The organism is Thalassolituus hydrocarboniclasticus, from assembly GCF_025345565.1.
GTDB classification, from domain to species: domain Bacteria; phylum Pseudomonadota; class Gammaproteobacteria; order Pseudomonadales; family Oceanobacteraceae; genus Venatoribacter; species Venatoribacter hydrocarboniclasticus.
Genome location: NZ_CP054475.1, coordinates 2,312,670 through 2,334,905, shown reverse-complemented (window position 1 = coordinate 2,334,905; position 22,236 = coordinate 2,312,670). Strand labels below are relative to the sequence as shown.

Annotated in this window: 27 protein-coding genes; 17 read left to right on the top strand and 10 right to left on the bottom strand. The window is 53.6% G+C overall.

The window, feature by feature from the left end:
• Window positions 1-48: 48 nt before the first annotated feature.
• The 3 genes from HUF19_RS10325 (at window position 49) to HUF19_RS10315 (ending at window position 1,959) form a co-directional block, all read left to right on the top strand.
• Complete coding sequence (locus tag HUF19_RS10325; protein ID WP_145470538.1) at window positions 49-495, top strand: DoxX family protein; 447 nt, start codon at window positions 49-51, stop codon at window positions 493-495.
• A 69-nt stretch (window positions 496-564) separates the two neighbouring features.
• Window positions 565-1,518 (top strand): glutathione S-transferase family protein, encoded by a 954-nt coding sequence (locus HUF19_RS10320; protein ID WP_260996578.1) that lies wholly within the window; start codon window positions 565-567, stop codon window positions 1,516-1,518.
• A gap of 231 nt (window positions 1,519-1,749) precedes the next feature.
• Window positions 1,750-1,959 (top strand): cold-shock protein, encoded by a 210-nt coding sequence (locus tag HUF19_RS10315; RefSeq protein WP_145468155.1) that lies wholly within the window; start codon window positions 1,750-1,752, stop codon window positions 1,957-1,959.
• A 117-nt stretch (window positions 1,960-2,076) separates the two neighbouring features.
• Here HUF19_RS10315 and HUF19_RS10310 read toward each other — a convergent pair whose 3' ends face one another.
• Entirely contained in the window at window positions 2,077-2,937 is an 861-nt protein-coding gene (locus HUF19_RS10310; protein WP_225692803.1) for a PA4780 family RIO1-like protein kinase, read from the bottom strand.
• A 97-nt stretch (window positions 2,938-3,034) separates the two neighbouring features.
• Window positions 3,035-4,315 carry a saccharopine dehydrogenase family protein gene (locus HUF19_RS10305; protein WP_260996577.1) on the bottom strand — a complete coding sequence of 427 codons (1,281 nt, stop codon included), beginning with the start codon at window positions 4,313-4,315 and terminating at the stop codon, window positions 3,035-3,037.
• Between the two features lie 227 nt (window positions 4,316-4,542).
• On the opposite strand from HUF19_RS10305, the gene HUF19_RS10300 reads away from it, so the two are divergent.
• Genes HUF19_RS10300 through HUF19_RS10280 form a run of 5 tightly spaced genes read left to right on the top strand, consistent with a single transcriptional unit; the run spans window position 4,543 to window position 7,654 of the window.
• Window positions 4,543-4,881: a metalloregulator ArsR/SmtB family transcription factor gene (locus tag HUF19_RS10300; RefSeq protein WP_366516504.1), complete on the top strand. Its 339-nt coding sequence runs from the start codon at window positions 4,543-4,545 to the stop codon at window positions 4,879-4,881.
• An 18-nt stretch (window positions 4,882-4,899) separates the two neighbouring features.
• Window positions 4,900-5,364: an arsenate reductase ArsC gene (locus HUF19_RS10295; RefSeq protein WP_260996575.1), complete on the top strand. Its 465-nt coding sequence runs from the start codon at window positions 4,900-4,902 to the stop codon at window positions 5,362-5,364.
• A 3-nt stretch (window positions 5,365-5,367) separates the two neighbouring features.
• The gene (arsB, locus tag HUF19_RS10290; protein ID WP_260996574.1) at window positions 5,368-6,411 is read left to right on the top strand and encodes an ACR3 family arsenite efflux transporter; all 1,044 of its coding nucleotides are present in this window, start codon (window positions 5,368-5,370) and stop codon (window positions 6,409-6,411) included.
• The gene (arsH, locus tag HUF19_RS10285) at window positions 6,408-7,118 is read left to right on the top strand and encodes an arsenical resistance protein ArsH (RefSeq protein WP_260996573.1); all 711 of its coding nucleotides are present in this window, start codon (window positions 6,408-6,410) and stop codon (window positions 7,116-7,118) included. The genes arsB and arsH overlap by 4 nt, the downstream gene beginning before the upstream one ends.
• A complete protein-coding gene (locus tag HUF19_RS10280) occupies window positions 7,115-7,654 on the top strand; it encodes a DUF6942 family protein (protein ID WP_260996572.1) in 540 nt (179 codons plus the stop codon). The genes arsH and HUF19_RS10280 overlap by 4 nt, the downstream gene beginning before the upstream one ends.
• 81 nt (window positions 7,655-7,735) lie before the next feature.
• On the opposite strand, the gene HUF19_RS10275 is transcribed toward HUF19_RS10280, so the two are convergent.
• Window positions 7,736-7,939, bottom strand: coding sequence for a hypothetical protein (locus HUF19_RS10275; protein ID WP_260996571.1), 204 nt, complete (start codon window positions 7,937-7,939; stop codon window positions 7,736-7,738).
• Between the two features lie 243 nt (window positions 7,940-8,182).
• On the opposite strand from HUF19_RS10275, the gene HUF19_RS10270 reads away from it, so the two are divergent.
• Window positions 8,183-8,968, top strand: a complete 786-nt coding sequence (locus tag HUF19_RS10270) for a DUF599 domain-containing protein (protein ID WP_260996570.1) — start codon at window positions 8,183-8,185, stop codon at window positions 8,966-8,968.
• 53 nt (window positions 8,969-9,021) lie between these two features.
• Here HUF19_RS10270 and HUF19_RS10265 read toward each other — a convergent pair whose 3' ends face one another.
• Window positions 9,022-9,819, bottom strand: coding sequence for an alpha/beta hydrolase (locus tag HUF19_RS10265; protein ID WP_260996569.1), 798 nt, complete (start codon window positions 9,817-9,819; stop codon window positions 9,022-9,024).
• Between the two features lie 101 nt (window positions 9,820-9,920).
• On the opposite strand from HUF19_RS10265, the gene bamJ reads away from it, so the two are divergent.
• The 5 genes from bamJ to HUF19_RS10240 are packed head-to-tail and all read left to right on the top strand — an operon-like array spanning window position 9,921 to window position 13,422.
• Window positions 9,921-10,400: a BamJ family beta-barrel-assembly machinery protein gene (gene bamJ / locus HUF19_RS10260; RefSeq protein ID WP_260996568.1), complete on the top strand. Its 480-nt coding sequence runs from the start codon at window positions 9,921-9,923 to the stop codon at window positions 10,398-10,400.
• 6 nt (window positions 10,401-10,406) lie between these two features.
• A complete protein-coding gene (locus HUF19_RS10255) occupies window positions 10,407-11,042 on the top strand; it encodes a hypothetical protein (protein ID WP_260996567.1) in 636 nt (211 codons plus the stop codon).
• 20 nt (window positions 11,043-11,062) lie between these two features.
• Entirely contained in the window at window positions 11,063-11,905 is an 843-nt protein-coding gene (locus tag HUF19_RS10250) for a M90 family metallopeptidase (RefSeq protein ID WP_260996566.1), read from the top strand.
• Window positions 11,906-11,960: 55 nt separating this feature from the next.
• Entirely contained in the window at window positions 11,961-12,698 is a 738-nt protein-coding gene (locus HUF19_RS10245) for a substrate-binding periplasmic protein (protein WP_260996565.1), read from the top strand.
• The gene (locus tag HUF19_RS10240; protein ID WP_260996564.1) at window positions 12,691-13,422 is read left to right on the top strand and encodes a substrate-binding periplasmic protein; all 732 of its coding nucleotides are present in this window, start codon (window positions 12,691-12,693) and stop codon (window positions 13,420-13,422) included. Before HUF19_RS10245 ends, HUF19_RS10240 begins: the two co-directional genes overlap by 8 nt.
• Here the strand turns inward: HUF19_RS10240 and HUF19_RS10235 are convergent, their stop codons facing one another.
• Window positions 13,423-13,971: a YaeQ family protein gene (locus HUF19_RS10235; protein ID WP_260996563.1), complete on the bottom strand. Its 549-nt coding sequence runs from the start codon at window positions 13,969-13,971 to the stop codon at window positions 13,423-13,425.
• Window positions 13,972-14,455: 484 nt separating this feature from the next.
• Between HUF19_RS10235 and pdhA the strand changes: the two genes are divergently transcribed.
• From pdhA to HUF19_RS10220, 3 genes are read left to right on the top strand one after another with little or no spacing between them, the layout of a single operon-like run.
• Window positions 14,456-15,535: a pyruvate dehydrogenase (acetyl-transferring) E1 component subunit alpha gene (pdhA, locus tag HUF19_RS10230; protein ID WP_260996562.1), complete on the top strand. Its 1,080-nt coding sequence runs from the start codon at window positions 14,456-14,458 to the stop codon at window positions 15,533-15,535.
• A 1-nt stretch (window position 15,536) separates the two neighbouring features.
• Window positions 15,537-16,574 carry an alpha-ketoacid dehydrogenase subunit beta gene (locus HUF19_RS10225; protein WP_260996561.1) on the top strand — a complete coding sequence of 346 codons (1,038 nt, stop codon included), beginning with the start codon at window positions 15,537-15,539 and terminating at the stop codon, window positions 16,572-16,574.
• 42 nt (window positions 16,575-16,616) lie between these two features.
• The gene (locus HUF19_RS10220) at window positions 16,617-17,774 is read left to right on the top strand and encodes a dihydrolipoamide acetyltransferase family protein (RefSeq protein WP_260996560.1); all 1,158 of its coding nucleotides are present in this window, start codon (window positions 16,617-16,619) and stop codon (window positions 17,772-17,774) included.
• A gap of 7 nt (window positions 17,775-17,781) precedes the next feature.
• On the opposite strand, the gene HUF19_RS10215 is transcribed toward HUF19_RS10220, so the two are convergent.
• The 5 genes from HUF19_RS10215 to HUF19_RS10195 form a co-directional block, all read right to left on the bottom strand.
• The gene (locus HUF19_RS10215) at window positions 17,782-18,270 is read right to left on the bottom strand and encodes a P-loop nucleotide/nucleoside kinase family protein (RefSeq protein WP_260996559.1); all 489 of its coding nucleotides are present in this window, start codon (window positions 18,268-18,270) and stop codon (window positions 17,782-17,784) included.
• 104 nt (window positions 18,271-18,374) lie between these two features.
• Window positions 18,375-18,839 carry a 3'-5' exonuclease family protein gene (locus HUF19_RS10210; protein WP_225692520.1) on the bottom strand — a complete coding sequence of 155 codons (465 nt, stop codon included), beginning with the start codon at window positions 18,837-18,839 and terminating at the stop codon, window positions 18,375-18,377.
• 33 nt (window positions 18,840-18,872) lie between these two features.
• A complete protein-coding gene (locus HUF19_RS10205) occupies window positions 18,873-20,822 on the bottom strand; it encodes a putative bifunctional diguanylate cyclase/phosphodiesterase (RefSeq protein WP_260996558.1) in 1,950 nt (649 codons plus the stop codon).
• Window positions 20,807-21,949, bottom strand: coding sequence for an FIST signal transduction protein (locus tag HUF19_RS10200; RefSeq protein ID WP_260996557.1), 1,143 nt, complete (start codon window positions 21,947-21,949; stop codon window positions 20,807-20,809). The genes HUF19_RS10205 and HUF19_RS10200 overlap by 16 nt, the downstream gene beginning before the upstream one ends.
• Before the next feature lie 7 nt (window positions 21,950-21,956).
• Window positions 21,957-22,211, bottom strand: a complete 255-nt coding sequence (locus tag HUF19_RS10195) for a DUF2789 domain-containing protein (protein WP_260996556.1) — start codon at window positions 22,209-22,211, stop codon at window positions 21,957-21,959.
• Window positions 22,212-22,236: the final 25 nt, after the last annotated feature.

Below are 22,236 nucleotides of genomic sequence, written 5' to 3'. Positions count from 1 at the left end.
CCATGAGGAATTCCCCTCAGCCCAAACAAATCTCAGCGGGAGCACATTATGAACACTCAACTGATTCAACGCGTACTGAACACCAATGCAGGACTGGCCGCTCTGGCTCTGCGTATTCCGGTTGGCCTGATTCTGGCGGCCCACGGATCGCAGAAACTGTTCGCCTGGTTTGGTGGTTACGGCCTGGAAGGCACCGGACAATGGATGGCCAGCATCGGTCTGGAACCGGGTTATCTGATGGCCTTGCTGGCCGGCAGTGCCGAGTTCTTCGGTGGTCTGGCGCTGGTCTTTGGTCTGCTTACCCGTCCGGCGGCTCTGGTCAGCGCCTTTACCATGCTGATTGCAATCTTCAGCGTGCATATCAGCAATGGTCTGTTTATGAGCAATAACGGCTACGAATACGCGCTGACCCTGTTTGCAGTAACCGTTGCGCTGGCGATTCAGGGCGGTGGTGCACTGTCGGTTGACCGTGTGCTGGCGGAGCGTCTGCGCTGAGTCTAAGGCATTCTCAAGCCCGCTTTGGCGGGCTTTCTTTTTCAGTTAATCGTGCGGCGGGAGGTCGTTATGTTAGTGAACGGTGTGTGGACTGCCGACTGGCAGCCGGTGCAGGCAAAAGATAAAGACGGGCGTTTTATCCGTCAGACATCGTCATTCCGCCACTGGATCACCGCTGATGGCAGTGCCGGGCCAAGCGGTGATGGCGGCTTTAAGGCGGAGGCCGGGCGTTACCATCTGTACGTGGCTTATATCTGCCCCTGGGCGTCGCGCACGCTGATGGTGCGCGAGTTAAAACAACTGCAGGAACTGATCAGCGTCAGTGTGGTGAATCCGGTATTGACGGAGCAGGGCTGGGCCTTTGGTGGTTATCCGGGAGCCGATACCGATGAGCTTAACGGCGCGCAGTATATGCATGAACTGTACAGCCGTGCTGACAGCCAGTTTACCGGGCGGGCGACGGTGCCGGTGCTGTGGGATAAAAAGACCGGCACCATTGTGAATAATGAGTCGGCTGATATTTTGCGTATGCTGAACAGTGCTTTTGATCATCTGACCGGTAATACGCTGAATCTGTATCCGCAGGCGCTGGCGGGGACAATCGATGAGCTGAATGCGCGCATTTACACTGAGCTGAATAACGGTGTGTATCAGGCCGGTTTTGCCTCCTCGCAGGCGGCTTATAACGAGGCGTATGGGCGCGTGTTCGCCATGCTCGATGAGCTGGAATGTCAGCTGTCTGATGGCAGGGCGTATTTATTGGGTGATGTTTTAACAGAAACCGATATCCGCACTTTTGTGACACTGGTGCGCTTTGATGCGGCCTATCACGGTCTGTTTAAGTGCAACCGCAATACGCTGGCCAGTATGAGCGCTTTGCATGCCTATATGCAGCGGGTGGGCGCTTTGCCGGGCGTGGCAGCAACCGTGAATATCGATCATATCAAGGCCGGCTATTACTCCATTAAGACGCTTAACCCATCGGGGATTGTGCCGCTGGGGCCGGACAGTATTCTGAACTGATCGAAAAATAAACGTTGACAGGGTGGGGGATAGGTATAGACTGCCCCCAGCTTGTTAGTTCGTCCTTATATTTATGGTCACCGCTTGATGTCCGCCCCGCAATGTTGTCTCAGTCTCTGAGCAATCTGCAGAAGCTCTTCATCCTGTTTTGTTTTTCATAAGTTATTTGTACATCTTCCAGCATACCGGCCAATTGGCCATCCAACTTTTGAAAAAACAGGAATATTGATTATGTCTAATCAAATCACCGGCACTGTAAAATGGTTTAACGAAGCTAAAGGTTTTGGTTTCATCGAACAGGAAAACGGTCCAGACGTTTTCGCTCACTTCAAAGCGATCACTGGTACTGGTTTCAAAACTCTGGCTGAAGGCCAGAAAGTTAAGTTTACTGTTACTCAGGGCCAGAAAGGTCCTCAGGCAGAAGACATTATCCCTCTGTAAGTATTTGTCTTTATCTGTCCGACGGGACGATAAAGAATTAAATATCTGAGAGAAAAAAAGCGAACCTTAGGTTCGCTTTTTTTGTGCCTGAATATTTTTAAAAAATAACGCTGTTTATCAGTCGTCACCTTCTTCGGCTTCTTTCAGGCGTGCGCGGCGTGCTTCTTCTTCGGCCAGTACGGCTTTGATTTCATCCAGTACGGTAGCCACGTCGGCACTTTCTTCGCTGTCGGCAAATTCGCCGCTGAGTTCGGTGTCGGGCAGTAATTCGCCTTCTTCGTATAATGCCCACATTTCCTGAGCATAACGTGTAGCGCTTAATTGCGGCGCATACTGTGCGTAGTAATTGGTCATATTGTCGACGTCGCGCTGCAGCATGCTGCGGGCATGGTTATTGGCGGCGGCATCCACGGCCTGCGGCAGGTCGATAATCACCGGACCATAATCGTCGACCAGAACGTTAAATTCGGATAAATCACCGTGTACCAGACCTTCGACCAGCATTAATTTAACGTAATGCATGACTTCGTAATGATCTTCCAGCGCCTGCTCTTCGCTCATGGCGACGTCGTTCAGGCGTGGTGCTACGTTACCGGCCTCATCCGTGACCAGTTCCATTAACAGTACGCCATCAAAACAGCCATAAGGTGCAGGAACCCGTACGCCGGCACGGGCCAGACGATACAGCGCTTCAACTTCGGCATTGTGCCAGGCATCTTCCTGCTGCTTACGGCCGAATTTTGAGCCTTTTTCCATGGCGCGCTGACGCCTTGAATTACGGACTTTACGGCCCTCCTGATATTGCACAGCCTGCTTAAAACTGCGTTTATCGGCTTCTTTATACACTTTGGCGCAGCGGATTTCGTCGCCACAGCGTACTACGTAAACAGAAGCTTCCTTGCCACTCATCAGCGGGCGGATGACTTCGTCGATCAGGCCATCATCCACCAGGGGTTGTAATCGTTTTGGTATTTTCATCGCCGTGTTATACCCCAGATAAGGGGCAGATGGAATCGGTGGGGGCTGCAGCATCTGCCGCTCAGCAGGATGCTAAGCGGTTGATGCTGCTGGATTTTCAGGCCAGAACTTCGAAGCTCAGATCGGCTTTATCCTGCAGGCGCTGGATAAAACGTTCGTCAAACATGGAGGCCGGAGTCCAGAAGCCGCCTTCGCGATCGCATTTTTTGCCGTCGCGGTAAAAATCAAGCGCCAGCCCGCTGGCCGCCTGACCCAGCACTTTGGCGGTGGAGCCATAACCCGGGTCACCTTTGCCTTTTACGCGGGTGATGATGGTCTGTCCATCGTCGCTGCGGCCGATAAAGCGGATATCAAAATAGCCTTCCTGCTGCTGTTTTGGCGTCGGGCCTTCACCGGGCTTGGGCAGTACGTATTTTTCCAGCAACCAGCGGCTGGGCTTTAACGCCGCACCGATCATAAAGGTGCCCATACCACCAACCAGTGCTGCCGCCAGTGCGTAACCCTTGGCGCCGCCGCCGGTAAGCATGGCTTCGTCGTACATAAAATTGTCGCCATAGAGTTTGTTGCGCAGGGCGTTGGAGCGGTGCACCACGCGGGTGTTAATGGCGGCCATAATAAAAGGCACAGACCAGCTGAGCAGGTCGGTGTCCTTTTCAACACCTTTCTGGTTGATCTGACGGGCGCGGAAACCGTGCTCCGGCGGACAAAGGGAATAGGGGTTAGCCAGCTCCTTACGCAGTGCCGGATCGGCCATTACTTCTTTAGTGAGCTGGATAATACTGGCCACGGTACCACCGGACATACCGCCTTTGGCGGCTTTTACGCGCATTTTAATGCGGCTGGCAGTTTTTCCATTCCAGGCCTTTTGCGCTTCGGCCTGCAAAAAATAAACGCCCATATCGGAAGGCACTGAGTCGAAGCCGCAGCAATGCACAATGCGTGCACCGGAGGCCTTGGCGCTGGCTTCGTATTTTTCCAGCATGCGTTTGATCCACTGTGGCTCGCCGGTTAAATCGCAGTAGTCGGTGCCGCTTTCAGCGCAGGCTTTGACCAGCGGTTCGCCATACAGGGCGTAAGGACCAACGGTGGAGACAATGACATTGGTCTGTTCGCACAGGGCGCGTACCTGCTCATCGCGCGCAGCATCGGCCAGCAGAATCGGCAGGTGTTTGGCCTCGTCTCCCAGTACCGGCACCAGGCTGCCGCGCACCGACTGCAGTTTGCTTTCTGAACGGCCGGCAATGGCCCATTTCAGTTCGCCATTAAGGCCGTAGGTTTCCGCCAGATAGCGGGTCAGAATCTGGCCGACAAAACTGGTGGCGCCAAACACAATCAAATCGAAATGAGGTGTGGCCGTATCAGGGCTGGTGGCTGTCATAGCTGGGCTCCTTGTTATTTTCTTTCAGGCTGCTGCGTTAGGGGCGACAAACCCTGCTAACGGCAACGCTTTTTATTATCAGAAGCAGGCAAGTTACCTCTAAAAGCGGGGGAATGTAAGGGCTGGGAAGACCGCTGAAGGTGGCATCCGGGTCAGGGGGCGTTTGGTGATTGTATATATGAAAAAACATATATATGATTTTCCAGATATTTCTGCTGGTAAGTGCCGTGAGCCCGTTAACCCTGTTCAAGTGTCTGAATGATGAAACCCGGCTGGTGATGGTGCTGTTGCTGCAACAGCACGGCGAGTTGTGTGTGTGCGATTTAATGGCGGCGCTGGAAGAAAGCCAGCCGAAAATTTCCCGCCATCTGGCGCAATTACGCACGGCGCAATTACTCAGCAGCGAAAAACGCGGCCAGTGGGTGTATTACCGTCTGCATCCGCAACTGCCTGAATGGGCTGTGCAGGTGCTCGAAACCACGCTGGCGGCTAATCATGATTTTATTGCCCCTTACGTCAAACGCTGCAGCGCGCTGACTGGGGCAAATTCGTCTTCCTGCTGCTGAGCCTGTCCGGATATTTTTATGAAACTGTTATTTGTTTGTACCCATAACCGCTGCCGCAGCATTCTGGCGGAAGCCATTTGTCGTGCTGAAAGCAATGGTGTTTTTGAGGTGCGCAGCGCTGGCAGTCAGCCAGCGGGTGTGGTGTATCCGGGTACGCTGAATTTTCTGCAGCAGCAGGGAATCCGCAGCGATGATCTGCGCAGCCAGAGCTGGGATGAATTTGCAGATTTCGCCCCGGATGTGGTGATTACCGTCTGCGACAGTGCCGCCGGAGAGGCCTGCCCAATGTGGATGGGCAACAGCATCAAAGTGCACTGGGGATTACCCGACCCGTCAAAATTACCGGAGGCCGAACAAAGCGCGGCGTTTAATCAGGTGGCGACTACTTTGCGTGAGCGTATCCGTGCGCTCAGCGCCATCGACTGGTCGGATAAAACAGCGGCCGATATTCAGCATGTATTTCAGCAGCAGAGCGGAGTCTGAATTATGGGTATTTTTGAACGTTTTTTAACCCTGTGGGTAGGCGCCGGCATGGTATTGGGTGTGGTACTTGGGCTGTTATTGCCTGATCTGTTTGCCAGTATTGCGGCGCTGGAAGTGGCGCGGGTAAATCTGGTGGTGGCGGTATTAATCTGGCTGATGATTTATCCGATGATGATCCAGATTGATTTTTCGGCCATTAAAAATGTCGGTAAAAAGCCACAGGGACTGCTGCTGACGCTGGTGATTAACTGGCTGATTAAACCGTTCAGCATGGCCTTGCTGGGCTGGTTATTTTTTAAAGTCTTTTTCGCCGGGCTGGTCGATGCCCAGACCGCCAGTGAATACATTGCCGGGATGATTTTACTGGGTGTTGCACCCTGTACGGCGATGGTGTTTGTCTGGAGTCAGTTAACCAAAGGCGATGCCAATTACACTCTGGTGCAGGTGTCGGTTAACGATCTGATTATGATTTTTGCCTTTGCCCCTATTGCTGCTTTCCTGCTCGGCGTATCCGATATTCAGGTGCCGTGGCAGACCCTGCTGATCTCGGTGCTGTTGTATGTGGTGCTGCCATTGGTGGCCGGGGTACTGACCCGCAAGTGGTTATCGGCTGATCGTCATAGCGAGCGTCTGGCGCACTTTATGGCGGCGATCAAACCCTTTTCTGTTCTTGGTCTGATCAGTACCGTGGTGATTCTGTTTGCCCTGCAGGCGCAGACCATTGTCGCTAAGCCTTTTGACATTCTGCTGATTGCCATTCCGTTGATGCTACAGACTTACGGCATCTTTTTTATTGCCTATTTTATTGCCCGCAGAATGCGTCTGGCGCATAACATTGCCGCGCCTGCGTGCATGATCGGCACCAGTAATTTCTTTGAGCTGGCGGTTGCGGTGGCCATCTCGCTGTTTGGTCTGCATTCCGGTGCAGCGCTGGCGACGGTGGTGGGGGTGCTGGTGGAAGTCCCGGTGATGTTATCGCTGGTGGCCTTTGCCAATAAAACCCGTCACTGGTTTCCGGCAGTCCAGCTGAATGAGGATAAACTATGAGCGATTTACCGAACCTGATACCGGAGTTATTTAAAGTACCGGCCGCTGACGAATTATTTTCCCGTCAGCCAGCGAGTCATAAGCCGCGGATTCTGCTGCTCTACGGCTCACTGCGCAGTCGCTCGTTCAGCCGGCTGGTGGTGGAAGAAAGTGTGCGCTTATTAGAGGCCATGGGGGCCGAAACCCGGGTATTTAATCCCAGCGGTTTACCGCTGCCGGACGACAGTGACGACAGCCACCCGAAAGTGCAGGAATTACGCGAGCTGGTGAACTGGAGTGAAGGCATGGTGTGGTGCTCGCCGGAACGCCACGGTGCTATGACCGGCATTATGAAAGCACAGATTGACTGGATTCCGCTGAATATGGGCGCGGTGCGGCCTACGCAGGGTAAAACGCTGGCGGTTATGCAGGTGTGTGGTGGTTCGCAGTCGTTTAATGCGGTGAATCAGCTGCGCGTGTTAGGCCGTTGGATGCGGATGCTGACTATCCCGAATCAATCATCGGTGGCCAAAGCCTGGGCCGAATTTGATGATAATGACCGTATGAAGCCATCGCCGTATTACGACCGTATTGTCGATGTACTGGAAGAGCTGCTGAAATTTACGCTGCTAACCCGCGACCGCAATGATTACCTGCTGGACCGTTATTCCGAGCGCAAAGAAAGCGCGGAAGAATTAATGAAGCGGGTTAATCAGCGTTCAATATGAGTAATCAGAGAATTGGCCTCGGTGACGCTGACGCCGGTATTCAGATATTTATCGCCAACCGTCCGCCGCTGGCGGAATACCAGCAATTGCAGGCCATGCAGCCCCTGCAGCGCGGAGATATTGCCCGTATCGCCAGTGAAACCGGCAATCATTGGCGCAAGATTTTTAATGTGTACGCCAAGCTGATCTTTGCCCTGCAGCAGGCCGGTATTAACGGAGATAACAATCAGGAAGTGTCTGGTTTTACACGCTGGCAGGATCTGCGCGATCAGCAGTTATTGCAGGCGGGCAGTGGCCAGGCGTTGTTATTTTCGCCGCCGGAGCTGAATCGGGATACGACAAAAATCCGTTTATTACTGGCTAAAGGCTATGCCCAGACTCTGGGCTTAAGTAGCGAGCTGATCTGGCTGGATAACGACTTCGCCCTGCATAAAGCGTCAGGGCTGGTGTTGTGCCCGTATTTTGATTACCGCCAGTTGTCGGATATTAAAATTCAGCGCTTGGTTGAGTGGTTAAAGCAGAGAACGGAGCGGTGAAAAGGTCAGAGCGGAGCGATAAGCCGTTCGGGTAGAAGGGTAAGCCGTTCGGGGATAGGATCGGGTAGGGAGGTAAGCCGTTCAGGCAATGATGCCAAATAACAGGCAATAAAAAGGGGAGCTGTTGCCCCCCTCACGCATTGCCTTGTTCAGTTGCCGTTTGGCCTGATTACGTTTGGCCTTGGTCGTGGTTTCGTGTACGCCACCTTTGCGCATAATGGCGGCACAGGCATGCAGGTTACGCCGTACCGGCTGGCCAGCCAGTGCATTGCTTTTCTTGCTCATATTGCTCTCCGTTATTGTGATCGCTCTGATCATTACTGCGCAGGCCTTTCCTGTTCAGGTCTTTCCTGCTCAGATCTTCAGACGACAGTTGCTGCCGCAGCGCTATGATTGCAGAAAGCGGCCGCAGTTCAATCGTTATCTTTATAATCACAGAACTTTCCTGCCAGTGGGGCTGGATGACTGGTAAAACTACTTAGTCAGGCTTGCGGTACGGGTGTATTCATACCGGGCCTTAATCCGGTTATGCTGACGCATCTTGGTTCTGTTGTTTATCTGGAGCGCGGCTGCATGTCGGAAATTGGTTTAATTAACTGGCTCAGCCTGGCCTGGTTTATCGGTTGTTGGGTAGCCTATACCCAGTTTGCCAAGTACAAAGCGAAAACGTCGGCCTCACTGTCGTCTGTGTTGCACGTGCACCGTATTAACTGGATGCGGCGCCTGCTGCAGCGCGAAGTGCGGGTGGGGGATGCCGCGCTGCTGGCTAATCTTGAGCGTAACGTTAATTTCTTCGCCTCTTCCTGTGTGCTGATTCTTGCGGGTTTGCTGACTGCGCTGACTGCCGTTGATAAAGTTGAGGGCATGTTGTCCGGAGTGTCGTTTGCGGTAGTCGATACCTTACTGGCGCTGGAACTGAAAATCCTGACTTTAATCGGTGTGTTTATTTACGCCTTCTTCACCTTTACCTGGTCGATGCGTCAGTTTGGCTTTGCCTCCGTGCTGGTGGGCGCAGCCCCGTTACCGGGCGATGATTCGGTAACCGCGGCCGAGCGCCGCAGCTTTGCGATTTACGGCGCTAAAATCATTGATCAGGCCAGCCGCAGTTATAACTACGGGTTGCGCTCCTTTTATTTTTCACTCGCCATTCTGACCTGGTTTATCCATCCCTGGGCGTTTATTGCCGCAGCAGCACTGGTGGTGGTGGTGCTGTATGAGCGGGAGTTTTTGTCAAACTCGCTGGAAGCGCTGAAAAAGGTTGAGAATGTCGGCGATAAGTTATTTAAAGACGATAAAGAACTGTCGCGTTACTGAATGGCTCAGCTAATAACACCGACAATAAAAAACGCCGCATCTGCGGCGTTTTTTTATGCGTTCTGCCCGTGCTGCTGCTCAAGCCAGTCCGCGATATCTCCGGCAATGCTTTGCCAGCCGGGCTCGGCAATCAGCCAATGAGCATGATTCGGGTAGCAGCGATATTTGGCGTTGGCATAGCGCGCAGCGACTTTTTTATTGATGGCCGCAGGGGTGATGTGGTCGTCGGCGCCGGAGATGACCAGTAACGGCTGGATCACTTTGCGCTCATCAACCCGGCTAGCCTTATTCCGGTCAAGCAACCAGAAACCAATTTCGAAGGCGGCGCGACCGCTTTCATAACGCATTTGCTGATAAGCATCCTGTGCTGCGTCATCCGGCAGGCGATTAAAGAGGGCATAACGCGCTGCTGCCGGAGAGAGTTTGTTGGGCTTTTTCCAGAAACCCCAGCGCGTCATCACCGTAAAAAAGCTGCGCACAACGGATGCTGTCAGAGCGTGTACGCCGGCCGGTGATGCCGGGCAGATTAACACCGCAGACGTTGCTGATTGACGTGCACACAGCATTTGCGCCAGCAATCCTCCCATAGAGTGACCAATCAGCACCGGCCGTTGTGGCAGCGTGCGGATAAAAGCTTCCAGATCGGCGGCATAGTCGCGCAGACTGAGTTGACCAAGCGCTGTGCTTTCGTTGTCCTGAATATCGTGCTGACGCAATGCCGGGGTATAGCACTGGTAACCGCGCTCAGTAAAAAATTGCCGGTAGGGCTCAAATACCTCTGGCCCGCACCACATGCCGTGAATAAAAACGATGGGTGGACGCGGTTCTGCTGCGCTGTGAACGGTTGGCATAGTGATATTCCTGTTATTCGGCCGAAGGTCATTAAACGGCATGGTACTGATGCCGTCCAGTCGCTAGAATGCCCGATTATTTTATTGCTCCGGGAGTTCGTATGCTGAATATTTTGCTGGTAGTGATCATTGCAGGTCTGTTGTTCTATGCATTACGTCGTGCCGGTGTCGGCAGCGGTAAAAGTGCGGTCGAAAATGTCGCAGCGGGTGCTGAATTTCTGGCGGAAAATAAAAAGCAGGATGGGGTGAGAGAAACCGCATCCGGTCTGCAATATCTGGTATTACAGCCGGGAACGGGTGAAAAACACCCAGGCCCGCGCGACCGGGTATTAGTGCATTATCATGGTACTTTGCTGGATGGCTCGGTGTTTGACAGCTCTGTGGTGCGTAACGAACCCATTGCCTTTGGCCTGAATCAGGTTATCCGCGGCTGGACGGAAGGTTTGCAGCTGATGGTAGAAGGTGAAAAAACACGTTTATTTATTCCGGCCGATCTGGCCTATGGCAATCAGCGCGCCGGAACCATTCCGGCCGGCTCGTTGCTGATCTTTGATGTTGAATTATTAAAAATTGAGAGCTGAAAGCTGATGAGAAAAGGACTTCATATAGCACTGTGCAGTGTGCTGCTGACTCTGGCCACGGCCTTGCAGGCCGAAACCTCACGGGAATTCCGGGCCAATCACCATGTTGGCATCGACGCTGCGTTTTCTCTGCTTTCCCTGCCATTTCCTGCCGCTAAAGGCGTGGCGCTGAATCTGAACCTCAGCGACCAGTGGCAGTTGGGACTGTCCTATATGAACAGCGGCTTCGAGGTGAATTTTTCTAAGTTAAAACTGGCCGGATTTAAAGAGCGCCATGCGGGTTTGTTAGTACGCCGCTTTTTTGGCAACAGTTTTAACCTCAGTGGCGGTTATGTGTACCGCACCAATGAAGTCTATCTCGATCCCGATGTCTATGGCTTTCCGCTGACTGAGCAGGGGGTACGCAGTGAGGCTTACACCCATATGGCACAGTTCAGTATTGCCAATCACTGGCAGCAGGGGCCATGGACGCTGGCGGTCGACTGGCTGACTCTGGTGGTGCCGGTGTCCGGTGAGGTTACCCGTTCTTCGGCTGAGCTGGCGGAAGAAGAGCAGCGCGATAATGTACGTCAGGCTGAAGACGTTCTGACCTGGTATCCGAATATGGCAGTATCAACATTACGACTCGGATATATGTTCTGAATAACAGGGATAAATACACAATGTGGCAGTGGCTGTTAAATAAGCTGGCAAGCTGGGCTAAACCGGAAGTGTCAGAATTGCCGGCCTGGCAGGCAGAATGGTCCGATTATTTATTGGCTCATGTAGATTTTTACCGGCATCTGAGTGCGGAGCAGCGGCGTGAATTTGAGCGTCGTTGCCTGTTGTTTCTGGCGACCACGGCGGTTGAAGGTGGTGTCGATGTTGATGTCACCGATGCCGATCGGCTGCTGGTCGCCGCCAGTGCGGTGATTCCGGTCTGGGGGTTTCCGGATTGGCATTATTTTAATGTGCGTGCGGTGTTTCTGCTGCCAGCCGCTTTTAATGCTCAGTTTCAGTGTGGTATGCCCGACTCCAGTATTACCGGAATGGTCGGAACCGGTCCGATGGCGGGAAAAGTGGCGCTGAGCAAACCCGACCTTCATGCCGGTTTTGCCAATCAGAAAGACAAGCATAATGTCGGTATTCATGAATTTGTCCATCTGGTGGATATGGCGGATGGTGCGCTGGATGGATTTCCGGAGCGACTGGAAAGTTATCGTACCAGTGACGCCTGGTTCAGCCTGGTACAGCAAAAAATCGCCACCATGGAGATGGATAAAACCGGTATTCCTGAATACGGTGCGACCAATCAGGTCGAGTTCTTTGCTGTGGCGTCAGAATACTTTTTTGAACGCCCCAAATTGCTGAAAAAAAAGCACCCGCAGCTTTATGATTATCTGAGCAGGTTTTATCAGCAGAATCTGGCCGACCTTAAACACGATGCCGCACCCTTTAAAAACAGCCCATGCCCCTGTGGCAGCGGTAAAAAATATAAGCGCTGCTGTATGCCTGCGGGGCGTTAGTAACCCCGCGGATTCTGATGTAGCATGGGCTTCTGACTATTTCAGCAGGCAGGTTATGCGTACAGGCCGGTTATTGATTGCTCTCGGTATCTCTCTGCTGTGCTCAGCGGTTGCTTCGGCGCAATCACTGATATTCGGTACCTATCCGATCCCATTGATGGTGGAGTCTGAACAGCAGGGGATCTTTATCCGGCTGACCAAGGCACTGGCCGCCGAAGCGGGACTGGATGTTCGCATCGTACTGTTTCCGGCAAAACGCGCTTTATCTGAGTTTGAACAGGGAAATCTGGACGGCCTTTTTCCGGCCATCGATGTCAGTATGCCGGTGCCCTATGAGCGCAGTCTCAGTATTTACAGCAAAGATGATTTTGCCTTTACCCTGAAAGAACAGCCTCTGCTTACTTCTGTTGAGCAATTAAGAAATAAACGTGTGGGTATTACTTCTGGCTACCCATATTCCCGTTTATTGACCGGAAACCGTGATATTCAGCCAATGATGGCCAATACTGATCTGCAGAATGTGCAAATGCTGCTCGCCGGCCGCATTGATGTTTTTGTGGTTGAGCAATATTCCGGGCTGCGCGCTCTGGAGCAGGCGGATGCCAGCGACCGTGTGCACTATAATCCGCTGCAGCCATTAAGCCGGCAGGATGTGTTTTATGCATTCCGTACAGGTCAGAACGGACAAGCGCTGGCACATCAGATTAATCAGGCCCTGTCCCGGCTGCAGAAATCAGGTGCTCTGGCAAAGCTTATGAAGCGCCAGATCAGTGCGGAAAAACAGGATGATTAACAGCGTACAAAAATGCTTCCGTTCCGTGCCGGTAATCATGCTGGCTTTATCACTCAGCCTGCCATTACAGGCTGAGCCTGTACGAATGGGGACTTTTACTATTCCGCTGATGGTGGAGTCCGCCAATCAGGGAATGTTTATCCACCTGGCAGAAACGGTCGCGGCTGAAGCCGGCGAGAGGTTGGAGGTTAACCTTTTTCCGACACGCAGAGTGCGTGAGGTTTTTGCTGAGCAAAATCTGGATGTTATTTTTCCGGCCATTGATCTGTCGATGAACTCGCCATATCTGGCAACAACGGCGGTGTACAGTAAGCGTGTTTTTGCTTTTACCCGCGCGCTGGAGCCAAAGATCAGAGACGTTGAGGATATGGCCGGCAAACGTATCGGTTACACCTCAGGTTTCAGCTATTCCAGTGATGTATTGTCGGTGCCGGGGGCAACGTATCACAGCACTCTGACCGATCCGCAAAATATTAAAAAATTGTTGGCAGGCCGCATTGATGTATTTATTAGCGATGAGCAATCAGCCTTGCGGGCCATCCACGAACTGCAGGCGAGCCACCTGCTGCATTACGATGCTGAAAAGCCGCTGAGTTCTCATCCGGTATTCTTTGCTTTTCAGCCTACAGAGCGGGGAGCAGAGCTGCGCCAGCGTTTCGATCATGTTCTGCAACGTATGGCCAGTGATGGTCGCCTGGCGCAATTGCTGAGTCAGACGCGCTGATCAGCGGCTGCTTTCCTGTAACACCATCATACCGATTTCTATGGTCTGGCTGCTGTCACCCAGCCACAGCATGCCATCCTGAATGCTGGCCTGCAGACGCATGGTGCGGCTTGTTAATTGCTGCAGTTGTTCGATGGCGGCCGCATCAAAATCCACCACCTGAAGATTATTGAAACGCCGGCAGCTGTTTTCGATCTGTTGCCACCATAATTGCGCGGCACGTCCGTGGTAGCCGTAAATAATGACCTGTTTTGCACGGTTACAGGCTTTGCGGATGCGTTTTTCGTCGGGCTGGCCGAGTTCAATCCACAGATCTATTTCATCACTCAGGGAATGCGCCCATAAATCCGGTTCGTCATCGGTACTGAGGCCTTTGGTAAACTCCAGCTGTTCACCGGCGTTCAGGGCAAAAGCGGCAAGACGTACCATCATCCGCTCGGTGGTTTCTGACGGATGCTGGGCAATGGTCAGGTTGTAAGTCTGGTAATGATTGCGGTCCATATCGGACACATTCAGTTCGGCTTTATAAATGGTTGCTTTCAGCGCCATGGGTGTAATTGCCAGAAAAAATAAGCGCGTACTCTAATGGTTTCATCGGCTGACGGCTATGGCTGTAAGCACGGAATACGCCGCAGAGCAGATCGTCTTATATTCGATCACACTATTTGCCATCGTATTGTTTAGCTCAAAGTGCTCTTTCACCTTTCTGCCTGATCTTTTTTCGGCTACACATTAACTGTGTCTGTTCTGCCAAAAGCAGGACAGGTGTACCTGTTCAGGTAGCCGCCGGTCAGGCGGACTCAGGCCAAAAGCCGGAGGTGCAGGATGAGCTTGCAATTGATTTACCGGTCTGTCGCCAGACGGAGTCTTACCGGCTGTATGAATCACCACGCCGCAGCCGATGGCAGGCGGCTTCTGTTCTGTATTTTTTCCTGTCTTTATTTGTTTGGCTGGCCGGGCAACCGGGCGGCTGCGCTTATCTGTGCCACCAGCAATGTTGCTTGTGGTGCTGGTACTGAAGGAGGGATATGTTATGGGTAATGTTCCCGGAGTTCATGCTGCAGCCATGGTGCAGTATCTTGGCGAAGATGGTGTGCCGGTGCGGGAAGTTCCGCTCTGGGCCCATGAGCCTGAGCCTTTGCTGCGTGCCTATGAGTGGATGATGCTGACGCGGATGTTCGATCAGAAGGCGGTTGCTCTGCAGCGCACGGGTCAGCTTGGCACTTTTCCATCTTCTGTCGGGCAGGAGGCCATTGGCGTTGCCTGTGGTCTGGCGCTGGAAGAGCAGGATATTTTTGTTCCTTACTACCGTGATCATGCCACGCAGCTTATCCGTGGCGCGGCCATGCACGATCTGTTGCTGTACTGGGGGGGCGATGAGCGTGGCAGTCATGCCGGCCCGGCACAGGATTTACCGGTTTGTGTGCCGATTGCCAGCCAGTGTGGTCATGCCGTGGGGGCTGCGGCTGCACTGAAGTTCCGTAAACAGCCACAGGCCGTACTCTGCACCCTGGGCGATGGCGCAACCTCTAAAGGTGATTTCCTCGAAGCACTGAACCTAGCCGGTACCTGGCATCTGCCGGTGGTGTTTGTCATTAACAATAATCAGTGGGCCATTTCGGTGCCGCGTGCCGCGCAGTGTGGCGCTCCGACACTGGCACAAAAAGGCTGGGGTGCGGGAATACACAGCGTGCAGGTGGATGGTAACGATATGATCGCCATGCTGGATGTGGTCGGCGATGCACTGGAGCGGGCACGGCACCGTAAAGGGCCGACGCTGATCGAAGCGGTAAGCTACCGTCTGGGCGACCACACCACCGCCGATGATGCCAGCCGCTACCGTACCGATGATGAAGTCAAAGCCGCCTGGGAGCGGGAGCCGGTCCGGCGTTTATGCCAGTTCCTGACAACGCAGGGCGCCTGGAACGAAGCCATGGATGCACGCTGGCAGGATCACTGCCATACGGTCGTCAGCAAGGCCGTTGAGCAGTATCTGGCAACACCAGCGCAGGCAGCAGAGGCCATGTTCGACCATCTGTACGCCGAATGGCCACCTGCACTGGATGAGCAGCTTGATCTGTTTGCAGCACGAATGACGGCACGGGAGGTGTGACATGGTCAATCAAACAACAGACTCATTCAGCAGTGCATCTGCATCCCGTGATCTGACTCAGCGTGATCTGACTCTGGTCGAAGCGGTCAACCTGGCGTTGGCACGGGCGCTGAGTGAAGACCCGAACGTCGTGCTTCTGGGCGAAGATATCGGCCGCAATGGCGGTGTGTTCCGCGCCACACAAGGGCTGCAGGATCGCTTTGGCCGCGAGCGGGTAATGGATACGCCGCTGGCAGAAACACTGATTGCCGGTACGGCGATCGGCATGGCCAGTCAGGGACTGAAACCGGTCGCCGAAATTCAGTTTATGGGCTTTATTTTCCCGGCCATGGAACAGCTGGTGACCCATGCCGCGCGGCTGCGTAACCGCACCCGCGGACGGTTACATTGCCCGCTGGTGGTGCGGGCTCCTTTTGGCGGCGGCATTCATGCGCCCGAGCATCATTCCGAAAGTACAGAGGCATTATTTGCCCATATCCCCGGTATCCGGGTGGTGATTCCATCTTCGCCACGGCGTGCCTATGGTCTGTTGCTGAGTGCGATTGATGACCCGGACCCGGTGCTCTTTCTTGAGCCCAAGCGCCTGTACCGTGCGCTGAAGCAACCGCTGGTGGATGACGGTGCGCGTCTGCCGCTGGACAAGGTTTTTATTCTGCGTGAGGGCAGTGATATCACACTGGTCAGCTGGGGGGCCTGCATTCAGGAAACTCTGGAGGCGGCGCAGGCGCTGGAACAGCAGGGCATCAGCGCCGAAGTTGTGGATGTGGCGACGGTCAGTCCGCTGGATATGGACAGCATCCGCGCCTCGGTCGAAAAGACCGGCCGTTGTGTGATTGTGCATGAGGCCGCGCGCAGTGGCGGTATCGGCGCGGATATTTCCGCCCGCCTGAGCGAGCAGAGCCTCGACCTATTGCAGGCTCCGGTGATCCGGGTGACAGGTTTTGATACGCCAATGCCGTATTTCCGCCAGGAGCAGCTGTATCTGCCACAGGTGGCCGACATGGTGGCCGCCGTTAACCAATGCATGAGCTACCGTTAAAGCAGACATAAAAATCAAAAGCCTGATACCTCAGGAGTGTTTATGCGTTATTTCCGCTTGCCCGATCTGGGTGAAGGGCTGGCCGATGCCGACATCGTGGAATGGCATGTAAAAGCCGGTGATACGGTGGCGGTTGACCAGCTGTTGTTATCGGTTGAAACCGCAAAAGCCATTGTTGAACTGCCATCCCCCTGTGCCGGGGTGGTCAGCCATTGTTTTGGTGAACCCGGTGATACCGTCAATACCGGTGAGCCACTGGTTGAGTTTGTGCAGGATGAAGGCTCTGACACTGCAGGGCGTGAAGATAACGGCTCGGTGGTCGGCGAAATGCCGGTTGCGCGCGAGCGCAGCGAAGATCATTTTGTGATTGGCCAGGGCAACAGCCTGAATGCCGGCGCGCGGGTGCGGGTCACGCCCAGTGTGCGGGCGCTGGCACGGCGTCTTAATGTGGATATTCAGCAGATCAGCGGCAGTGGGCCGGATGGCCGCATTACGGCCGATGATGTGGAAAAAGCCGGGCGTCTGGATCAGCAGCTGGGGCAGGGAGAGCGCCTGACTGGTGTGCGCAAAAGCATGGCACGTACCATGGCGCTGGCTCATGCTCAGGTAGTGCCCGTCACGCTGTTTGATGAAGCCGATGTGTCGCACTGGGAAGCCACTGAGGACGTCAGTGTCCGGCTGGTGCAGGCTATTGCTGCAGGCTGTGCGGCGGTACCGGATTTAAATGGCTGGTTTCACGGTGATGAGCAGCATCAGCAGATGACCCGGCGACTGATCAGTCAGATTGATCTGGGCATTGCGGTCGATACTGAGCAGGGCTTGTTTGTACCTGTACTGCGTGACGTTGCCAATCGCAGCGCCGATGACCTGCGTGCCGGCCTCGACCGGCTGAAAGCCGATGTCCGCGCCCGCACCATTCCGCCGCGGGAAATGCAGGGCGCAACCATTACCTTATCGAACTATGGCGCCATCGCCGGACGTTATGGCACCCCGGTGGTGGTTCCTCCGACCATGGCGATTCTGGGAGCTGGCCGGGTGCTGGAAAAACCGCTGTGCGCCATGGGGGAACTCTTTGCCGGTAAGGTACTGCCCTTGTCACTGACCTTTGATCACCGGGCGGTCACTGGCGGGGAAGCCAGTCGTTTTTTAGCGGCTGTTATTACCGATTTGCAGAAAGAGCCGGACTTGATTGACCGCTGATCCGGTTTTAATCCTCCGGCCACTCAACCGTAAAACCTTCATCTTCTGTCGGTAACTGAAAATACTGACTCAGATGATAGAAGGTTTCCTCGTTATCAAATGCCGCGCGTTGCGGTTGTTCTTTGCGGCGTTTGGCTATTTGTTTAAGGCAGCGTTCGTCACTGTGATCCAGGCAAATTAACCGGTGCCGGCACTGAGTGTTATCAATAAGATGTTTAAACCAGCGGCGCTGCTCAATGGTGTTGCCGGGAAAATCGAGAATCAGTGTCAGGCCATTGTTTAACAGCTGACTGATATGGTCGTTCAGGATATTTTTTAACTGAGACGAGCAGCGCAGATAATCCTTTATGGTATGGATCTGCTGTGGGTAAAGGGCGGCCAGCCACTGATCTTCTGAAATAAGAATGGTGTTTTTTTCTTGTGACAATTGCCGGGCGAGAGTGGATTTTCCCGCCCCCATTTTGCCGCAGAAAAAGACCAGCATTCCGCTCGCCATGACACTCTCCTGATAATGTTGATTGTTATCAGGTTTTATCAGGAGAGTACCGCGCTGGCAATGTGCTCTGTTTGTTATTTCCGGTTTGTGTTATTCGCGGCTTGTTATTCGCGAGCAGCAGCGTGTTCCTGTGCCCAGGCCAGCAGCATGCGGTGAACCCGCTCGTCGCAGGGCAGGTGGTGTAATTCATTTTCATCCAGTGCGTTAGCATCCTGCCATTCGTCGCGGCAGTCACTGATTTCAATGCTCAGATCGCGGCTGCAGGCGTCATAGAGTTTTTCCAGCAGCTCTGTTACCCGCACGGGATCGTCGGCAAACAGATAAGGCTGTTCCAGATCGTGTTCCAGCTCACGCATCACCGACCAGGCGGTTTCACCACGCTGATACAGGGTGTCGGGGTTGATGCCGTGCAGGTCCTGCAGGCTGATATCCCAGTCGTCCCAATCATCTTCCGGCTGAATCAGAGTGGTTTTGATCTGGCCGTCAGACTGCGACCAGGCAATGGCAACCGGATGGGCGTGTTCTTCAAACGAACTGCCGTCGATGGCAATAAATTGCGGATATTTCACAGTGGCCTCTCAGCATTCAGGGATGCGGCGAATCTACTCAGATGCACCGGGTTTGGCAAGGGGGGAGGTGGCTGCAGGCAGGGTCGGACTTAACTGAAAATAATGCCGGGCGCTCTCGCCGTTGACCGGGCGGCCATAAAAATAACCCTGTGCCAGATCGCAGCCGCTGTCGATCAGAAAATTCGCCTGCTCAACGGTTTCGATACCTTCGGCCACGATCAGTTTATTTAACTGTTTTCCGAGGGTGATGATGGTGTTGGCGATGGCACGGTCGGCGCTGCTGGTGCTTAAATCGCGGACAAAAGTGCGGTCAATTTTGATCGCATCGACCGGCAGGGTCTTCAGATAATTCAGTGAGGAAAATCCACTGCCAAAATCATCCAGATAAACAAAGACATCATGGGCGCGGAAATACTCCAGCACGCCTCTGGCACTGACCAGATCCTGCATCAGCAGGCTTTCCGTAATTTCAACCGAGATCATCGCCGATGGAATTCCGTAAGAGCGGATGGTATCGACAATATCTTCATGAAAGCCGGGAATCAGAAACTGGCGTGGTGATAAATTGATACTGATATTGCTTTCATAGCCTTCATTCAGCCACTGGCGGGCCTGATGACAGGCTTTTTCAACCACCATCTGGCCGATCTGCGAAATCATGCCGGCTTCTTCGGCGATATGAATAAAACTTTCCGGCGAGACAAAGCTGCCATCGGGGCGCTGCCAGCGCAGCAGGGCTTCAAAACTGTGCAGCTGGCCGGTACGGGCGCCGCGCGGATCGCTCTGCAAAAAAACTTTGGGCTGGTAATACAGTTCGAGCTGATCCTGTTCGATGGCTCTGCGCAGTTCGGTTTCCATCTGCAGGCGATGCTGGGCGATGCGCTCCAGTGATGGGGTAAAAAAATGAAAACAGTTTTTACCGTTGGCCTTGGCACGGTACATGGCGATGTCGGCATTACGCATCAGCAGGCCGGAATCTTCGCCGTCATTCGGATACATGGCGATACCAATGGAGGCGCCGATAAAAAAGCTGCGCTGATCGAGCTCAACCGGAGGCATCAGGGTTGCGAGCATATTGTCTGCACGTTGCAGAACCTCATCCTGACCGCTGATATCGTCCATGATGACCACAAATTCGTCACCACCGACACGGGCTAACGTATCCTGGGGTTTGATTCCCTGTTTCAGCCGTTGTGCGACCTCTATCAGTAAGCGGTCGCCGCTGGCATGACCCAGGCTGTCGTTGATGGTTTTAAAACCATCAAGATCGATATAACACAGGGCTATGCGCGAATGCTGCGCCTGAGCGCGGTTAATGCTCAGTTCCAGCCGGTCCTGCAGCAGTACCCGGTTAGGCAGTCCGGTCAGACTGTCGTGTTGTGCCTGATAGGTGATGGTTTCTTCTTTTTCACGGATTTCACTGATATCACGCAGCATCCAGATATAACCGGCGACCGGGTGTTTGACCGCATACACTTCGAGCCAGCCGCCTTTACGCATCGGGTAAATACGGTGACTGCCATGCTCATGATTGCGCATTTCTTTCAGCTGATCATAAAGTTGCTGACCTTCAAATAATTGCAGAAAAGAATTACGGAACAGATCGGCACCGGTCATATGATTAATGCGTTCTTCGCTCAGCCCCATCAGCAGTAAATAATGTTTATTGACGGCAATCGGCCGGTCGGTATCGGCACTGACTACCAGAATTCCTTCTTTTGAGGCATTCAGGGTCGCATCAAGAATTTCGTAGGAGGCTTTAAGATCAGCTTGCGCCTGTTGCTGCGCCTGCAGGTTCTGGCTCAGGCGCTGATTGCGTTCCAGCAGCTCTTCCGCGGTTAATGCCAGTGAACGTTCCAGCATTTCCCGATCAAGATCGGCCTGATCATAGGCGTCACTGATCGCCTGCAGTAACAGCTGGAATTGCTCCGGCACGCTGTCCTGAAAATGTCGTTTCAGCTGTCGTTTCAGCAGTCGGTGCATGCTGTTCGCTCAGTAAATGTAGTAATGGTCAGCGTTTGGTTGTGCAGATTGCACTTACCGACGCCGCGGTTAGGGGCAATTTCTCCGTAGGAATAAAATCCTGCGACCGGGATGTCGGCTCCGAGGGTCTCGCTGAAGGCTTCCAGTTCTTCATCAATCAATTGTTGCATCACAACACGCCGGCCTACACAGCTGACCAACAGGGCAAAGTCCGGCGTTGCCTGATTTTGTTGTCTGACCTGCTGACAGGCGGTATGAGCACCATCGATCAGACGGTCAACATTCGCACGCATCAGCTGCGCATAATGTTGTTCAGGAATATCGGCGCCGAACAGCAAGCAGCGCTCCTGCCAGTCAATGCCAAGTACCGAGCAGACGACGGGGTCGTTATCTTCTCCGGAAATAAGCAATGGAAAGCGCAGGCCGGAAGCCGGTAGTTGGTCGGCATAATGCCCGAGGTATTTTTCATACAGATCAAGGGCGCAGATATCATCAAGTTCATACAAGCGATTACCCCGGGCGCGGGTAATGCGGCGTTTGGGGCCGAACGGATCCCAGCCGCCATAGCTGCCACAGCTGACACTGAGATGCTGACCGTAAAATCCGATAGCGCAGATGTGGTGGCTGAAACGGCCCTCGCTGGTGTACAGCCAGGTTTGCTTAAAGCGTTCACCATCGGCGGCAATGCCGCCGGAAATACGGTTGAAGGGGGCAAGCTGCTGATTAAGCCCGGCCACCAGTTGGCTGCCATTTACGCAGAGGCCATTGGCCAATACCAGGATGTGCTGCATATCCTTCTGTTGCAGTTGTTGCGCTACACGGATACCGGCCTGATAGCTGTCATCTATGCCGTTAACCGGTTCAGTGACGACGCGGATACGGGTATCAGCAAAATGCAGCACGGTCAGTACAATGCTGTTATCAATAACCCGTTGCTGATGAATTTCGCCACTGGCTGAGCATCCGCATAAGGGAGTATCCGGAAAGTGTTGCTGCAACGTGCTGATCGCTGCGGCCGGATCAACAGAGGCAAACAGCAGCAACAGATCAGCCTGACCTGCTGGCAGGGATGGTATCCATTGTGGCGGAACGACATCAGCGTCCCAGATATGCTGACTGACCTGCATTCAGTAATCAGCTGGGACGGATATCAGCAGCATGACGCAGAAGGCTGTCGAGGGTATCGATAACCTCGGCCCAGTCAGCATCCTGAGCCAGTGATTCACGCAGAAAGGCCCGCTGCGAGTCATTGAAAAAGTCGAGATCGGCTAATTTTTTGTTGTCTGCTACGGGTTTATGCTGCTCGATAAAGTCGGCGATATTCTGGTCGGAGTTCGGCAGGCCGAGTTGTGCAAACAGACCGTTAAGGCTGTGTACTGGCGATTCCATAAGCATACCCCTGAAACATGAGTGT

Excerpts from the sequence above, each read along its gene's own strand:
- HUF19_RS10225 (WP_260996561.1), top strand. The coding sequence starts at position 15,537 with ATGGTCAATCAAACAACAGACTCATTCAGCAGTGCATCTGCATCCCGT.
- HUF19_RS10280 (WP_260996572.1), top strand. The coding sequence starts at position 7,115 with ATGAGTAATCAGAGAATTGGCCTCGGTGACGCTGACGCCGGTATTCAG.
- pdhA (WP_260996562.1), top strand. The coding sequence starts at position 14,456 with ATGGGTAATGTTCCCGGAGTTCATGCTGCAGCCATGGTGCAGTATCTT.
- HUF19_RS10270 (WP_260996570.1), top strand. The coding sequence starts at position 8,183 with ATGCTGACGCATCTTGGTTCTGTTGTTTATCTGGAGCGCGGCTGCATG.
- bamJ (WP_260996568.1), top strand. The coding sequence starts at position 9,921 with ATGCTGAATATTTTGCTGGTAGTGATCATTGCAGGTCTGTTGTTCTAT.
- HUF19_RS10195 (WP_260996556.1), bottom strand. The coding sequence starts at position 22,211 with ATGGAATCGCCAGTACACAGCCTTAACGGTCTGTTTGCACAACTCGGC.
- HUF19_RS10265 (WP_260996569.1), bottom strand. The coding sequence starts at position 9,819 with ATGCCAACCGTTCACAGCGCAGCAGAACCGCGTCCACCCATCGTTTTT.
- HUF19_RS10205 (WP_260996558.1), bottom strand. The coding sequence starts at position 20,822 with ATGCACCGACTGCTGAAACGACAGCTGAAACGACATTTTCAGGACAGC.
- HUF19_RS10200 (WP_260996557.1), bottom strand. The coding sequence starts at position 21,949 with ATGCAGGTCAGTCAGCATATCTGGGACGCTGATGTCGTTCCGCCACAA.
- HUF19_RS10250 (WP_260996566.1), top strand. The coding sequence starts at position 11,063 with ATGTGGCAGTGGCTGTTAAATAAGCTGGCAAGCTGGGCTAAACCGGAA.
- HUF19_RS10240 (WP_260996564.1), top strand. The coding sequence starts at position 12,691 with ATGATTAACAGCGTACAAAAATGCTTCCGTTCCGTGCCGGTAATCATG.
- HUF19_RS10315 (WP_145468155.1), top strand. The coding sequence starts at position 1,750 with ATGTCTAATCAAATCACCGGCACTGTAAAATGGTTTAACGAAGCTAAA.
- HUF19_RS10320 (WP_260996578.1), top strand. The coding sequence starts at position 565 with ATGTTAGTGAACGGTGTGTGGACTGCCGACTGGCAGCCGGTGCAGGCA.
- HUF19_RS10295 (WP_260996575.1), top strand. The coding sequence starts at position 4,900 with ATGAAACTGTTATTTGTTTGTACCCATAACCGCTGCCGCAGCATTCTG.
- arsB (WP_260996574.1), top strand. The coding sequence starts at position 5,368 with ATGGGTATTTTTGAACGTTTTTTAACCCTGTGGGTAGGCGCCGGCATG.
- HUF19_RS10310 (WP_225692803.1), bottom strand. The coding sequence starts at position 2,937 with ATGAAAATACCAAAACGATTACAACCCCTGGTGGATGATGGCCTGATC.
- HUF19_RS10275 (WP_260996571.1), bottom strand. The coding sequence starts at position 7,939 with ATGAGCAAGAAAAGCAATGCACTGGCTGGCCAGCCGGTACGGCGTAAC.
- HUF19_RS10235 (WP_260996563.1), bottom strand. The coding sequence starts at position 13,971 with ATGGCGCTGAAAGCAACCATTTATAAAGCCGAACTGAATGTGTCCGAT.
- HUF19_RS10305 (WP_260996577.1), bottom strand. The coding sequence starts at position 4,315 with ATGACAGCCACCAGCCCTGATACGGCCACACCTCATTTCGATTTGATT.
- HUF19_RS10215 (WP_260996559.1), bottom strand. The coding sequence starts at position 18,270 with ATGGCGAGCGGAATGCTGGTCTTTTTCTGCGGCAAAATGGGGGCGGGA.
- HUF19_RS10220 (WP_260996560.1), top strand. The coding sequence starts at position 16,617 with ATGCGTTATTTCCGCTTGCCCGATCTGGGTGAAGGGCTGGCCGATGCC.
- arsH (WP_260996573.1), top strand. The coding sequence starts at position 6,408 with ATGAGCGATTTACCGAACCTGATACCGGAGTTATTTAAAGTACCGGCC.
- HUF19_RS10255 (WP_260996567.1), top strand. The coding sequence starts at position 10,407 with ATGAGAAAAGGACTTCATATAGCACTGTGCAGTGTGCTGCTGACTCTG.
- HUF19_RS10245 (WP_260996565.1), top strand. The coding sequence starts at position 11,961 with ATGCGTACAGGCCGGTTATTGATTGCTCTCGGTATCTCTCTGCTGTGC.
- HUF19_RS10325 (WP_145470538.1), top strand. The coding sequence starts at position 49 with ATGAACACTCAACTGATTCAACGCGTACTGAACACCAATGCAGGACTG.